This is a genomic window from Streptococcus sp. CL5.50 (genome assembly GCF_049738015.1).
GTDB classification, from domain to species: Bacteria; Bacillota; Bacilli; order Lactobacillales; family Streptococcaceae; genus Streptococcus; species Streptococcus mitis_CA.
In genome coordinates, this window is the sequence record NZ_JBKOTR010000001.1 from 1 (window position 1) to 15587 (window position 15587).

Genomic DNA, 15587 nt, shown 5'->3' on the forward strand with positions numbered 1-15587 from the left:
TTCATCTTTTTGTGCACGAACATTTACAGTTACATTCACGGTATCTTTTGAGTCATCAGGATATGTTACAGTTACGCTACCTGCTTTATCTCCAGGTCCTGTTGTTGTACTTGGAGTTGTTGCCCATGTATAGGTTGTTCCTGCTGGTAATCCATTTTTATTAACACTTGTTCCTGCATCTGGTTTTACATCATAACTCACCGTTTGTTTTTGCACATTAGGAGTTGCAGTATATTTCGTTGTCATTGATTTGACGGTAATCGTAAATTGTCTTTGACTAGGATTGTCTGCATTATCTGTTACTTGAATAGTTGCAGTATAAGTTTTACTATCTTGTCCAACAGGTAATTTTGTTACTTCTTGAACTCCATTTTTAAATTTAATTGTCTTAGTCGCATTGTCATATACTAAGAAATCTGGTAAGCCCGTTACCGTTGTTGATTTAACACCAGTTCCTCCTGTATTATCAGTAGCTGCAACTTTTATAGAAGGTAATGTTCTATCCAATGCAATTAAATCCCAATTTTGTCTATCACTTGGTGTTGTGATCGTTGGAGCTGTTATGTCTTTTACTTCTAAAGGTATGTCAACTGGATCTGTCGTATTATCTAAATAAGTAACAGTCGCTTTAATCGTTTGAGTTCCTGCATTTGCTGTACTAATCGTTCCAGCAGTAACGGATTTCACCTTACTATTACCGTTATTACTAATAGCAACTGCTGCTTTTAAGTCATTATTTGTAATCGGAACATTTTGATTTCTAACGATTTTATTTCCTGTAGGAGCATATTCATCGCTTAACTTACGAACACTTACAGTTACATTCACAGTATCTTTTGAAGTATCTGGATAAGTGACTTCTACTACCCCAGATTTGTTACCAGGGCTTGATGTATCTGGTTTTGTTTTCCAAGCATATGTTGTCCCTGATGGTAATCCTGTTTTATTGATATTTGCTTCTGCGCTTGGTTCATCTTTATAGCTAACTGTTTGTGTTTGAGAATTTGCAGTTGCTGTATATTTGAAAGTTTGTGGTTTCCATACAAAACGAACACGCCCTGGTGCTCCATTATCATTCGCATGCCCTACATGTTCATAGTTTGCATTTCCAGCCGGATCTTCTGTATATAAATAACGAGTAATTGATTTTTCACCGGTAAATGGTTGATTATTAATATTCCCACTTACAGTAATTGTCGCTGGTTGAGCATTTGAACCTGTTGTTTCTGACTTAATTTTAGTGGCCGTTAAATATAAACCTTCTGGGCTTCCTCCACCTAAATAGCTAGTATCTTCTTGTCCTAATCCCTGTCTATTATCTGCTGCAAATGCTAAGTAGACTTTTGAGACTTTCCCATTATTATCTTTTGCTTTTAAAGTAATATTATTATTTTCATGTGAATATACATAAATTTCTTGATTACCTGGATTATCATAAGGAATTTCTACTGTCGGTCTAATATTATCAACAATCTCAACAGGAATATCTACTGTTTTCATCGTCGTATTTCCACGAAGAATTTCGATTTGTTTATGATGAACCGTTGGTCTTGAAGTGTCTACAGTAGAGCCACCTTTCCAACGAATCGTTAAATCAGTCGCAGGAGCAGTTCCATCTGAAAGAGTAATATAACTTCTAGCATCTCCTAGTTCACCACTTTGATGTTGATTAATACGTTTATCTTGTTTCCCTATAAAATCTAATACTGTATAAGGTGTCGATACATCTCTAACGGTTTTGTTTTGATAAGTTACCGTAACAACTGCATTTCGTGTTCCCGGTTGTTGTAGATTAAATGGCGTTTTCCATGTTACATCAACAGTTGATGGAAGTTCATTTCCTGTTTTTGACTTCACAAGATTTCTAGGATTTTTGTAGAAGTCTTGTGGATCTCCATATAATGCCGTGATGCTTTGATGTTTTGCTATTGCATCATTCGTTGCATTTGTTTGTATTGTCTTAGGTGCAAATCCATCTTTAAAGTGAATCGTCATTGTTTCACCATCAGCTGAAACTTCGGCATGATCATAGTCTACATGCACTGGTCTATTGACTACTCCAGGGTGTGCAGCCTCAAACTTTTTAATTAAATCAATTTTTTCAGCTTCCGTTAAGTGACGGACATCATCTACATAAGTTGGTGTTGCCAAATCATTAACCGTATTACGCTCACTTTGAGCTTTTACATGAAATGTATAAGTAATACTATTTTCTGGGTTCCTTCTTCCTGCCGCAATAGTTACTCTATAATCACCAGGCTCTACAGCTTCTCCCGTTTTATCATAACGTCCAAGCCACCCTCTTATTACCGCTTTAACTTCAGGATTATTAACGTTCCATAGACCACTTGTGATATCCTGAAAGTCTTCTTTTCCAGTACGAGGATTTATGTAAGCAACTCTCAGTGTTATACCTTTAAGCTTATCTAAACCACTAATAACACCTACAGTTTTTAAATAATATGGTGTTTTATCTTCTTTACCTCTATTTTCTCCATATGTATACCTATATAAAGGTTCTCCTGGACCTCTTTGACCTAACACTCTCATAAATGAGTATATTTCATCAGAATTATAATATGTCAAGTCTGTTCTTGCTTCAGTAACTAACCCAGCTTCTCCTCGTCCATGCTGATTTTGCGTAGGTAAAAAGTATACCGCTCTAAATCTACTCTCACCATTCCCATTAATCGGTTGTCCATTTCGTGGGTCACGTTTACCAGAATGAGCTCTTGTCATTCGGTTGGCTACTTTATTTCGAAGGCGTGTGACTTCTTTTAGGAGCGACTCTACCTCGTCCTCCCTGTTACTATCCTCAGAAAGTTTTTCAGCTGTTTTAACTAATTCTTTCTCAGCATCACTGAACTCATAATTTATTTGATTAGCTAAACTGTGAATTTCATTTACAGTTTCTGTAACTTTTGTTATTTTTTCTTTGCTTAAATCTGATTTCTCTTCTTTTTGAGGCTCAGCTTTTTCTCTAGACTCTGAGGCTTTTTCTTTTTCAGGTTTATCCTCTAATTTTTCAAAAGATTCTTTAAGAGCTTTCTCTTCTTTATCTACCTCTTCTTGACTTACTGTCGGACTTTCCATCAGTTGTTGTGCGCGCGACAAAGAAAGATTCAATTTCTCTACTGAATCTATAGTTTTTTTGCTTAAGTCTATATTCTTAATTTTTTCTATTAATTCGATTAAAGATTGTCTATTAACCTCTGTTTTAGCTACATCCTCTTTTTTATCGAGCTCATCAGATTTTTTTGATAATGGAGAAGTGACTCCCAAATTAATCTCATTATCTTCCTGCTTAATTACTTCCTCTTTAGGTTTTTTACCTTTATCCCTATCATCTCCATCTTCTGCCGAGTTCATTGATGTAACAACTGAAGATGCCACTTCATCTGCTCTGACAACTTGTGTTTGCTGCAATCCTATTGCACCAGTTGCTAAAAAAAGAGTACAGCCAAAAAGAAAATGCTTCCCTTTTTTTACCATTCTCCAATTCTTTTGATTTATTCCTTTACGATTAAATAACATAATAGAAACCCCTTAATAAAGCATTAATTAATACAGTTCATTATATCAAATTATTCAAAATTACTCTACCCTTTTCTTCCATATTTTATTTTAATGGATTGAATCTAGAGTGGTAAACTGCAACTTCTAAAATATTGCTAGAAATTTATTTGAATTTCCCAATCAGTTTATTCATATTTTACTTCATTCCACTATAATTCTGTAGAGTATCTAGTATTGATACCGAAGCAGAGTCACAAAGTATTAATTAAATATATTTTTAAGTATAACTTAACATTACTCAAACCCACTATGAATACATTAAATTTATAAAATGTAAACTAGGCCCCCACTCCCAAATCTCTCCTCTAAAGAAACACCTTTTTACGTATACCGCTTAGCATAATTATTGAAAAATTCTATACTATTTATCGATTTAATACTTTATGAAATATTCAGAACCTAGATTGTCAAATTAAGTTAGATTTTTCATGTAACTCAGAAAAACTTGGTATGGTATTTGATAATTCAAAGACTTTTTAGGAATTCTATTTCTTTTATCAGTTTAGCTGATAAATAATTTTGAGAAATATCAGTAAAATCCATTTGTTTCGGTAGTCTATTTCGTCTTAATAATCCATTAGAATGTTCATTGAGACCTCGTTGACTAGGACATCCTAGATACGCAATGAAAATATCAATGTCATGTGCTAAGACAAGTGTCACAACGTCATTCAGAATATAGCCTGATAGAGTGACCAACAGATGTACTTTGAATCCTCAAAACCAACGGTACTTAGAGAAATTGTAACCAATGTCGCCTAGTTCATGGAAAATACATGCTCAATGATTACGAATAGGTTGACAAAGTGATAATGGAAAACTATCGATGATGACAATACTATTTTGAGAAAGTTGAGTATTCATGGCTTGCCGAATGATTTAAACTAACCAAATCAGCTGTCTTAACCGTCGATTAAATCGACTTCTTTCAGGGAGACACCCACAGGGAAAGAGTTGGCATATCCGATAGAAATGACGTTGTGATTTAATGCCTAGTTCAGTCTGTAAAATAAGCAAAACTAATAGAGACTGATCTGAAACCTTAGACAAGCTGATATTGTTACGATGTTTGTAAGATTCGGGACATTGTTCACTATATAGCTGAAGACAAATTTTGATAATTATTTCAAAGTCCATTGCAAGTGATGAGATTTACCTGTATATTGTAAGTCGCTCATTGGGGCTAACCTCCTGTTTGTTTCAACACTTACAGTGTAGTCCTTTTGAGCTTTTTATTGTATTTTGAAAATAAATAGCACCACGAGTACAATTTATTAAAATCAATTATTGACTTGTTGTTATGGCATTCAAATTAACAACTCGGGGTTTGGGGATTCCCCAAAATTCAAATCATCCCAAAAGTTAGATTTTTCTGTCTAACTTTTAGGGTGCAGTTCAATTTAACCGCGTTTCCTTATTTTAAAATCCTCATATGTCTTTCTTTTTTATGATTAGCATCGTAGTATTCCAGCATCGTAGTATTCCAGCATCGCATGATACAAACGAGCCTTCGTTTTATCTTGTTGTTTAATTCCATGAAGAAATAATTCTGCTCGCTTTAATTTCAGTATGTATTCGCATATCTGATCAAAATCCTTGTCCATATTACTTTTGAAAATAAACATCTTTTTCCTCCATCACATCAACTATTTTTTGCATCAAAATAGACATATCCATTTTATTCTCATAGCTTATTCTCCCAACTACAGTTGCAAGACGGGCTATAGAATTGATATTCTTTCCGACTTGTTCCAACTCTTCTGTTAAAGGAACTAAACTTTCAGAGGTTATCAGAAGGTTATCACAAAGCTATTCGAGCTTAAAAATCGACAAAAAAGAGTTTGGGACAAAAAGATTTTTATTTCAGGAATTCTTTATTATAAGTTTTAAAAATCGATAGATTAGACAAAAAAAGCGAACAAGACAAAATTCTGAGTGTCAGATACCTCGTTTTGTTCGCTTTTTATATTTAAGGTTAGACTTTTGTCCCAGACTCTTTGAAATATTGATATAATCGTATTGATTAACGTTTTGAGGCAACTGACCTCGTCAGGTTGCAGCCACATTTGTAAGCGACTAAAGTCACCACAACTGTGTCAATTGCACCAATTTATCAAGAAAGTACAAAAAAGAACACCCCGAAAGGTGCTCTTTGTAAGTATAGTAATTCTTTCGAATTAACGTTTACTAAATTGTGATGCTTTACGAGCTTTCTTAAGACCTGGTTTTTTCTACATCATGATATTTATGGTAAATTATCACTAAAATCAAGTAATTTTAAGAGATAAATCCTCAATCTTTACATATATAACCCTTTTAAAAATTGAGAGGTTATCAAAGGGTTATCACTTTTAGTTTTCGGAGCTTATGTAGTTGAGAAACAACGATTTATTTTTCTTCGTTTTTCTTCGTTTTTCTTCGTTTCGTTACTTGTTGTAAAATGATGTATAATAAAAATCACATTCCCATACAAACAATTGAATTGCAAAACTATAAAGCAAATAAATTTTATGAATTTAAAAGTAAGCTTACTTTTAAATTCACTAATTAGTAACTATGTTTTCTTCGTTTTTCTTCTTTTTTATTTCATTTCTAATTTATAGTATTGACTGCGATCTTTCGTACTTGTCCCATACCATGTTAAAATGCCTTTTGTTTTCAATAATTTGGACGAGTAAGAAACACTCCTACCTAAGAACTCTGCTACTTTTTTAGTTGTCATAGGTTCTGCTGTATTGTACATATACTGTATCAATAGTTTTTCATCAACACTTAAATCACTATAATCTCTAAGTTTACTTTCCAAAGAATCACGCGTTCTCAATGTTCTACTTGTAATACTGTTTTCTAATGTTAAAACTACTTTGTTACCTGGTTCAGAGTAACACGGTTCATGGAGAAAAGCAGATTCCATTTCAGAATAGATTCGTTTTACTCCCTCATTCATTTCTCGGACCCATCCAAATTCAGTTAAGGTACGAGCGATACGCGGATTTCTAGAAAAACGTTCATGTCTTATATTCTCAACAGTTACAATATTCGGTAGTTTTCCTGGGCTATGAATCTCTAAACGATTATCAAACATCAATACCCTGATATGATCTCCGTATACTGAATAATTCCTGTGGGTTACTGCATTTACAATTCCTTCAAACCAGGCAAATTCAGGATATTCTGGAAGTATCTGAAATCTACCATCACTATCTAGATACTGAAACTCTCGTAGCTGGGTTCGAATAAAATCTCTAACTTTAACAATTAATTTAGGCAATGCATCATCAAACGTTACTTCCTTAATAACATTAAATTCACTTCCTGTACCTACATCTACCCCATAATTTACTCACTATTGTAATGTCCCTTCTGCAATATCTAACATTATTAACACCAAATTAAACCACATCAAAACTTCCATGCTTCTTCATGTGAGATTCACCAATTCTTAAAATGATATTAGTCAGTAAAAAACAAACAATATTTATACCGATGAGCAAATAAAAATTTAAACTATAAAATTTATTGAAAAGAAGCATATCTCGTAAATAAATAATAGTATAGCTAACTGGAAATAAACTTCCAATAAATTTTACCAATTTTGGAGAAATAGATAAAGGGACTTTAGCACCGCTAAACGTATCTTGTGAGCCTTCTAATAATACATAAACTATAGTAGCATCTCTCATAACAATGCAAATACTACTCAAAAAGCTAGTCCAAATCCATGATGAAGTAATTAAAATAATGGTTGCTAATAAAATATGAAAGATCGATTTTAATGAAAAATCTATATAAGCAAAATTACCAATTACAAAAATAACCATAAAAAACCATGACTGACTAAAAATCGATGAAAATGTCCGGGCGTAAAGCCATAGAATTTTTTTCAGTGGAGCAATAAAAATCTGACTGAGAGTCCCCTGATAACGTTCTCCCCCCAGTCTCCAAGCACTCTGAAAAGCATTAGAAAAAATAATATAGGTACAGTATCCTATAAAAATAAAATAAAATAGCTGCTCCTCATTACTTAAGTCCAAAATTTTTAAATCTGAAATCGGAAATGCTCCTATATTATAATAAACCTGGAGTAGCGAAAAAATTGGCCATAATATCATTGAAAAAAAATAAAAAATATTGGTACTATCATTGAAGAGGGTTCTTCTCATTTCACTCCTAAATATGTTAAAAAAACAAAGCAACTCATCTCCTCTCTAAATGCAGAACTACATCTTCTAGTGAAGGCTCCGTGTGTTTTATTTCAATAATATCTATATTACTTTCGTATATAGTCTTTATTACACTTTGAACTTTATATTTTAGTAACGAAAATTTTATCAATGTAAGATTTTCTTCTTTCCTATACTCTAATTCTGGAAATAAATCTCTCAACCGTTTAATCTCCATTGAATTCCATTGAAATTGAGGTGCAAGTGTAATATGTATCTCTGGGGCTAATTCTAATTTGTCAAAAACTTCGTCTTTAGTACCAGAAATGATGATTTTACCTTTCTTTAAAAAATAGATATAATCACAGAGTTCTTCTGCCTCAGCCATATAATGTGTAGTTAATAAAATACCCGTATTCCGCTTAATCGCTATTTCCTTTAATTTTCTACGTAATTCATGAGCGACACTCACGTCTAAACCAAGAGTTGGTTCATCTAGGAATAAATACTCTGGATCATTTATTAGACCCTTTGCAATCTGTAAACGCTGTTTCATTCCCTTTGAGTATTTTTCTACAGGAATATCTTTACTGTTCCATAATCCTAATTCTATCAACAGTTTTTCTATTTTAGGTAATGCTTCCCTCTTTGAAATTCCGTACAAGGATGCAAAATATATCAAATTTTCAACTGCAGTCAATCTCCAGTATAAATTTTTCTCTCCCCCACTAATAATATTAATTTTTTTCCTTGTATTTTTTAAGTTTTCATTGATATCTACTCCATCAATTAAAATTATACCCGTATCATTCGTTAAAAGTGTTGTCAGCATTTTTATAAGTGTCGTTTTACCAGCACCATTTTCTCCCAGTACTCCAATAATTTTTCCTTTTGGTAAAGATAAGTTTACATTTACTATAGCTTTTTTTATTTGCTTTTCATACTGAAATAAGCCTGTTCTTTTTTTAAAAGTATAATTTTTTGATATATTAATTGCTTTTAACATAATTATCTCCTAAACTCAATATGAAATATAACTTACTATCTTTTGTTCAATTTTTTTATACACCAAAAGCCCTACAATAAAATATACTACCGAAATTAAAATACCTTGTAAAAAATCAAAATTATATATATTAAAATGAGAAGTATTGAAAAATAAGTTTCTAATAGCATCAAGCGAATGAGATAAAGGAATCATTTTACTAATTTTTTGCAAAAAACTAGGTAGCAATTCTTTTGGAAAGGTAATCCCTGAGACTAAAAAAATAATTAAAAACAATGTATTTTGGGTTATGAAAGTATCACGAAACCATAACATGATATTTGATAAAAGCGTTCCCATTGAGAAAGAAATCAACGATACATATAAAAAACAAATAATTAAATTTAATAATGAAATACTTTGCAAATTGGCACCTAAAAAAAACGCTATTGAATACGAAGAAAGAAATTCAAGAAAAGTCCTTCCTAATTGTTCAAAAAAGATTCCAAAATAGTACTTCACTATACTATACGGTGACACTAACGTGCTTTCTAAAGTACCTTCTCTAACTTCTGTTATTAATGCTCGACCTACATTCATTAAAATAGCTATTGATACATTATAAAAAATTAACCCAATTGCAGCATAACTAAAGTAATCTCTATACTCTATTACGTTATTTACCTGTATTTTATTATCAAATAAAAAATTAGACACTAACCAGAGTCCTAGAAGTTTAAATCCAATATCTAAAATACGATTAAAAAATAAAGTTATAGGAAAATATCTTACATACATTTGCCAATTTCTTCTTATAATAGCAGTCAGCATATTCACTCCTTATATTTTTACCAAAACTATAATTTTAATTATAGTACACTAAAACATTTTAGAGGATCTTTGAATTTAAAATTTTGTAATCAAGGCCTTTTTTTTCTAAATCTAAATATAAAGTATTTGTATTTTTTGAATTAGAAATAATCAACTTATGGTAGTCTGTTAAATTTGTAATATTTCCACTTATCACATCTGCTAAATTAAACCACTTACAATCTATTCCTGGTTCTAACATTGTTATCTCACCACAATTTTTAGCCTCAACCAGATAAAAGAAACATATGGCTTGACTAGTTTGTTGAATTTGAAAAGAAACGACACTTGACAAAGCTAATATTTCAACTTCTAATCCTGTTTCTTCAATTGTTTCACGCTTTACAGCTTTCAAGAGGTCTTCCCCAATATCTACATGACCACCTGGAGGAATCCAGATATTATGCACACTTGATGTAGGTGCATTTTTCTTAATAAGACATACTTCATCTTTATCTTCATTTAAAATAATGGCAGATACTTGAATCTTAATTAATGAATTACCATTCCCTTTCAATAATTCACTTATAAACCTAGAATATTTCCCAACTCTATTAAACTTTTTTTCTGGAATATCAACGCTAACTTTCTGTAATGATTCTCGTGTTCCCTCAATTTCTAATTCAAAATCTTGTTTATCAAAGTAAGTATTCCTATCCAAACAATATAAAATTGAATCTTTTTCTTTAATTAGTCTCTGTGTCTTTAGCAATCCCAAATAAAAGATTTTCTTTTTGGGGATTAAAACATTTAACTTTTGCTCTACCTTTTTAGGGAATTCTCCACGCAATACTGCTTCCATAAATTCTATTCGACTTATTAAAAAATCATTTTCTTCTGACTCAATTACGTCATTAATTGAAATTTTTCTCTTTATAGTTAGAATCAGATTATTCGCCTTTTCTCTGATTCTAAGAGTTATCCCCCTTTTTAAAAGTGAAAAATCTAAACTATCAAAATAGTAATTAAGCTGTTCTTGAATTATTGCACCTTCAAAGTGACTTTTACTAAGAGCGTAATACTCATCACTTGTAAGCAAATATTTCTTCTCAACTTCTACTGACACTTAAGTCCCCCCCTTTCTTTTTATTTAAATAATTATCACAAAATTCAATTAATTTTATTCTCTCGGATATAATTTCATTATAATAATCTAGAGTAATTCTCACGATGTATTTCTCTGGAAAATCTGATTTTAGTAATTCAAAAAGTAAAAACCTAATTGATTCTTGTAAACTTATCTCTACTATACCAGCTTCCAGAAACTTACTATATAAAATTTCAACTTCACAATTATTAAAATTAGTGTACAGAACTATATATTTAATCACTTCTACTTCTCTTACTCCGAGTCTTAAATATTCAAAATCAATTACACTAAAATTATTCGCAGTTATAATTACATTCGGTGGTCGTAAATCACCATGTATCATGCTAAAATGTTGACTGATTGCGTTGGTTTTATAATTAGGAAAACCAATACTTGTTTCTAAAAAAAAATTCTTATAATAATCAAGCTTTGCATAAAAATCTTTGAAAAATATAACCATTTCACTATACTCGATTCTCCGACTACTTGCCTCAACGAAGTATTGTACAAAAATTAGATATTTAAACACTCTTATATATATATTACCCTTGTTAGTTTTTATCAAATTCGGAGATAACTTATATTTTGCAAGTTCATTTTGAAATACTATAGTGTCAACCTTCGAAGATGAGAAAATTTTTAGCAAAATTTTGTTTCCTGTTTTACTATTTTTGAAAATATAGACGACATTCATATTTTCAAGTCGCTCAATAAATTTGATATCGCTTAGACCATAATATATATTTAATAAGAATTTCACACATAGTATCTTAAATTTCATTATTAATATTCAATATCACAAAAAAAGCAGAGAGGTGAACTGTAGATTATAAAACTTTAGAGCCATAAATACATTGTTAATTCAATACTAATAGTCTAGCATCAAGAATATATTTCATATTGATTTTTATTAGCTTTAACCATCCGTAATCCTGTTCAAATCTCTACTTTAAGAGTCAAGATATTAACGAAGAATTGTAGAAGCACTCAATTTAATATCTTTTACGATAGGTTTTTTATAAGCCATAATCCTCACCTCCTTTCAATATGAAAATTTAAAATTCTAGGATTTTTTTTGAATCAGATAATATTTTACTTATGCGTTCAGGTAAAATTGTATCTGACTCCAATTCAATCCTTAATTCTTCATAGTAAGAGCAATCCGTCAGATTATCAAAATATTTGAATAACCACTTTTTCTTGAACTGAGGTTTTCCTATTCTGGCTAAATATGTTGCAACTGACATTTGTAATGCCTCTAATGAGAGTATAAAGGCATCTAAAAAATTTTTCCCATGAAACATTTTAAATGCATCTTCATACAATGCTAGAAAAAGTTCATTATAATATTGAGCTGCAATTTTAGAAATAACATCAATTGTAGGTAATTCTATATCATTGAGATTGAATTGCTGACTCTTGTGACCTCGTTCTAGCCTGTAAAACAATTTTAAATCTTCATCTAGTCCTTTATACGCTAATCCATGCTTTGCAAACTTATCAATATTTTCTAATTTTTCTTTTAGATTATTTAATCCAATATATTCAATATCTACAGGGATGCCATTGAAAGAAAAATTTTTAAAATTTTTTTCTTCATCGCAAATACAATATGCATCAATATCAGATAAAGATGTACCTAAGCCATCCATTTCAGATTTCCAAATTACTATATTTTTTTCTGATACTAAATTTGATATTTCTTTAGTAATTAAAGTGTAGTCATTATTACACATATAAATTCTCCCTATCTTTTAATTTTTTATCTCTATAAGACCCTCAGAAACCAGTATTTCAATCATTTCATGTAAGTCTTGTCTAACTATATCTAAATTCTCATTATATAAATTCGATAAGTTAATAGCAATATCTTCCAAACTGTATTTTTCAATACTATTCCAAATATATAATGAAACATCGTTAAGCAAGAATGTTCGATCACTCAATAAATTTAGTAGAAAATCCTTATCTGACGACGAATGCAGTACTGCGGATAAACTTTTTTTATAGTTCAAAATTAAACCACCTCTAAAATGGAATTGAATTCTGTTCTATCAACTGTTTCTTTAAAACACCTAATAGAGTCATTATTTATTTTATCAAGTATAGTTTTGTACTCCTCAGTATTACTATGAAATCTATCTGCAAGGAGTATAAACAATAAATCCTGAGTATATGGAGTGAAATTATTGTTTATATATTCAATCTCATTGTTTAATCTTTTTGATACTTCTACAATATCCCAAGTAATAACACGATTAATTGCATCAGAAAATTCTTCTCGATAGCTTTTTAAACTTGAAGAGAAATCATGATTTAGAGATAAATCAACTTTTTTTAATAATCTACAGCTATCTAATAATTTTTCAGTTCGTTCTTTATCACGTTCCGAAATAAAGATTGAGTGAGTTTTTAATATTAAACTACCTGCTTTAACACCTAGCCAATGACTCATTAATGACAGTAATGAAGAGTAAATAAATAAATCAGAATTCGTATACTCCAATAAGTGAGAGCCTTTATATGTAAGCTCTACATTTAAACGCTCCTCTCTATAATAAAAATGTACGTAAAAAGTACAATCAATATTATTATTATCATTTGCCTTCATAAAGCAAATAGCATCTGGTGAAAAAATATCATCCTTTAAAAAACCATAACTTCTTTTTATTTGATTACCGTATAAAGTATACAAGCGTTCACCTACAGTATTTTGATAAAACCCATCATCTGAATATCTCAGGTACGCACTTTTATATTTTTTTAAAATATACGCATCTGTCCTGCCGCTTAAAGAAAATAATGTGTGCACAATATTATAATTTAATTCTGATTTACTAAACATCATATTAATGAGATTTCCATGAGATATCTCTACACTATTATTGAAAATTTCAATTTTATCAGAAATAGCTGAATAGGGTACTTTCTGCTTTTGAGATCCATTAAGTAACTCCTCTAAATAAAATATGTAAAAATCTAATATAGTTTCAAATTTCATTTTTATCTCCTAATATTCCTAGTGCAGATTGTAATAATCTTTCCTCAGATTCTCTACCATCTAATCGATAATATTCTAAATTATTTAAGTATCTAGCATATAATTCTTTGGCAATTTTTAAATTTTCTAAAGTTTCTTTAGGCGTTTGTTGCTCATTCCTTTTAATAACTCTACTAAAAGCTATCTTTGGCTCTATATCGATATACATTGTGATTTTAGGCTGTATAAGGAGCTCATGTAATCTATCTACCAAGGTGTTTGTAATTGATAAATTAGAATAAACTTTATTGCAAGTCATGTACCTATCAATAATTACATAATCATACTGTTCCAATGCTGGTTTTAAAATTTTTTCAGAAAAATAAACCATTTCTAATGCCCATAAACAGCCTCTAAAAATTTCGGAAAACTCTGCCCATCTATTTGTATTGTATTTACGACAAATAGAATCTAGTTCTTTAAAAAATATCTTAGATTGATTCAAAGGCAAAAAAATAGAATTACTTCCTAAATTTTTGGAAAGATTTTTGGATAATGTAGTCTTACCAGACCCATCAATACCGCATATATATATCAGTTTTCCGTTCGACATTCTTTTCCCTACTATACCTATAATTTTCTAGCTCTGTCTTAATTTTTTGAAAATCTGAGTCCATTAATAAATTTAAATTATGATTAAAAGTTTTATTTTTTCTTATAGATTCTTCTAAATCAATTATCTCACTAAAATTTTTAAATATTGAATCTGATTTGTTAAATATTGCCGTCTCATGAGGACTCATTTGAGATATCTCTTCTATTTTTTTAAAATTACGCTGGTATACATGTAAACTTCCTACATAATGATAATAGCATCCCAAGTCTACTCCAAGTTGATACGCTATATACTCTTGAAGCATTGTAAAAGAAAAAATATCATATGGTAGACCTAAAAAGATATCGTTTGATCTCATATTTGTAATAAGGTGTAGCTTATTATTTCGAATTAAAAATTCTAAAGAAAGAGTACATGGGATATCTTTACTTTCCTTACCAAGATCATCTGCACTATATAAGGGTATTACAGCACGCCGAGTTCCTGTATCATTCTTTAAAAGCTGGATTAAGTCATCAATTAGGGGTACTATTTTGGGACCGTATGCCCCTTGAAGTATTGAACCATCATCTGAAAACTTTGCCATACTCGGAGCATAATACTCGATTTCGGATAAATCATTGCTCCCTCGTAAATACCATAAAAATTCTCCTATGGCATAATAAAGTTTAAGATTCCTAGCAGAGTTCTCTAAAAATCGTCTTTTGGGCTCCGTTAGAACAATACTAACGCCAATTAATTCTTTTACTGCCATCCCTCTTGAAACAATATGTTGCCCATTATCTTCAAGCAATTTACATAACTTAACATATAGCGAATCAATATTATTTTCACATAGATTATTAGTAAGAATGGTTTTTGTTTTCATCTTTGAATATAATTCTTTCTGAAATAAAATAATTTTGAACTTTTTCTACATACTCTAATGAACAGTTAATTGAAATTCCTTTATGATTTGAAAAGACTTTAGCAATATCATTTAAATTATTCAGACCATTATAACTTAACAGAATAAATAAATAGTCTTTCTGCAATGAAAAATACGTATCATCTGAGTATCGATGCAATACTTGATATCCATTATCTTCTGTAATATCTATATCGTGACTAATTTTATATGCCATAAATTCCTCCATAAACAACTTCAATGAAAAAATTTGATATTTTTTTCATTGAAGTTAAAAATTTGAATTCGGTTAATTATTTAGTTGCATTGCAACAGGCAAGCAAATCACTTGCTTTATTAACCAATTCTTTCAAAGTTAATTTTTTCATTTGATCACCTCCTTTCCATGAACTATAATTAT

Annotated in this window: 13 protein-coding genes and 3 pseudogenes; all 16 read right to left on the bottom strand. The window is 30.5% G+C overall.

The annotated features are described in order from the left end of the window. On the bottom strand, positions 1–3534 hold a 3534-nt coding region (locus ACLNCV_RS00005; RefSeq protein WP_424844764.1), incomplete at its 3' end, for a Rib/alpha-like domain-containing protein. Between the two features lie 454 nt (positions 3535–3988). After that, positions 3989–4754, bottom strand: a pseudogene (locus tag ACLNCV_RS00010) (transposase). A gap of 236 nt (positions 4755–4990) precedes the next feature. Further along, positions 4991–5201 (bottom strand): annotated as a pseudogene (locus tag ACLNCV_RS00015) (hypothetical protein). Continuing rightward, positions 5182–5331: a hypothetical protein gene (locus tag ACLNCV_RS00020; RefSeq protein WP_236564374.1), complete on the bottom strand. Its 150-nt coding sequence runs from the start codon at positions 5329–5331 to the stop codon at positions 5182–5184. Before ACLNCV_RS00020 ends, ACLNCV_RS00015 begins: the two are co-directional and overlap by 20 nt. An 826-nt stretch (positions 5332–6157) precedes the next feature. Then, positions 6158–6910 (bottom strand): annotated as a pseudogene (locus ACLNCV_RS00025) (ATP-binding protein); the annotation flags it as partial. Positions 6911–6968: 58 nt separating this feature from the next. Further along, a complete protein-coding gene (locus ACLNCV_RS00030) occupies positions 6969–7739 on the bottom strand; it encodes an ABC transporter permease (RefSeq protein WP_173875788.1) in 771 nt (256 codons plus the stop codon). 34 nt (positions 7740–7773) lie between these two features. Beyond that, a complete protein-coding gene (locus ACLNCV_RS00035) occupies positions 7774–8745 on the bottom strand; it encodes an ABC transporter ATP-binding protein (RefSeq protein WP_261012174.1) in 972 nt (323 codons plus the stop codon). A gap of 15 nt (positions 8746–8760) precedes the next feature. Continuing rightward, entirely contained in the window at positions 8761–9555 is a 795-nt protein-coding gene (locus ACLNCV_RS00040; RefSeq protein WP_173875786.1) for an ABC transporter permease, read from the bottom strand. Positions 9556–9613: 58 nt separating this feature from the next. Next, a complete protein-coding gene (locus tag ACLNCV_RS00045; RefSeq protein ID WP_261012173.1) occupies positions 9614–10660 on the bottom strand; it encodes a CYTH domain-containing protein in 1047 nt (348 codons plus the stop codon). After that, positions 10644–11444: a phosphotransferase gene (locus ACLNCV_RS00050; RefSeq protein WP_173875784.1), complete on the bottom strand. Its 801-nt coding sequence runs from the start codon at positions 11442–11444 to the stop codon at positions 10644–10646. Before ACLNCV_RS00050 ends, ACLNCV_RS00045 begins: the two co-directional genes overlap by 17 nt. A 295-nt stretch (positions 11445–11739) precedes the next feature. Next, entirely contained in the window at positions 11740–12420 is a 681-nt protein-coding gene (locus ACLNCV_RS00055; protein WP_084930093.1) for a hypothetical protein, read from the bottom strand. Positions 12421–12438: 18 nt separating this feature from the next. Continuing rightward, positions 12439–12699 carry a PqqD family protein gene (locus ACLNCV_RS00060; RefSeq protein WP_158086604.1) on the bottom strand — a complete coding sequence of 87 codons (261 nt, stop codon included), beginning with the start codon at positions 12697–12699 and terminating at the stop codon, positions 12439–12441. 2 nt (positions 12700–12701) lie between these two features. After that, positions 12702–13685, bottom strand: coding sequence for a hypothetical protein (locus ACLNCV_RS00065; protein ID WP_084930091.1), 984 nt, complete (start codon positions 13683–13685; stop codon positions 12702–12704). Next, positions 13675–14277 (bottom strand): RuvB-like domain-containing protein, encoded by a 603-nt coding sequence (locus tag ACLNCV_RS00070; protein ID WP_084930090.1) that lies wholly within the window; start codon positions 14275–14277, stop codon positions 13675–13677. Before ACLNCV_RS00070 ends, ACLNCV_RS00065 begins: the two co-directional genes overlap by 11 nt. Next, complete coding sequence (locus tag ACLNCV_RS00075) at positions 14240–15148, bottom strand: thymidylate synthase (protein ID WP_084930089.1); 909 nt, start codon at positions 15146–15148, stop codon at positions 14240–14242. Before ACLNCV_RS00075 ends, ACLNCV_RS00070 begins: the two co-directional genes overlap by 38 nt. Further along, on the bottom strand, positions 15123–15404 hold the full coding sequence (locus ACLNCV_RS00080) for a hypothetical protein (RefSeq protein ID WP_084930088.1): 282 nt from the start codon (positions 15402–15404) through the stop codon (positions 15123–15125). The genes ACLNCV_RS00075 and ACLNCV_RS00080 overlap by 26 nt, the downstream gene beginning before the upstream one ends. Positions 15405–15587 lie beyond the last annotated feature (183 nt).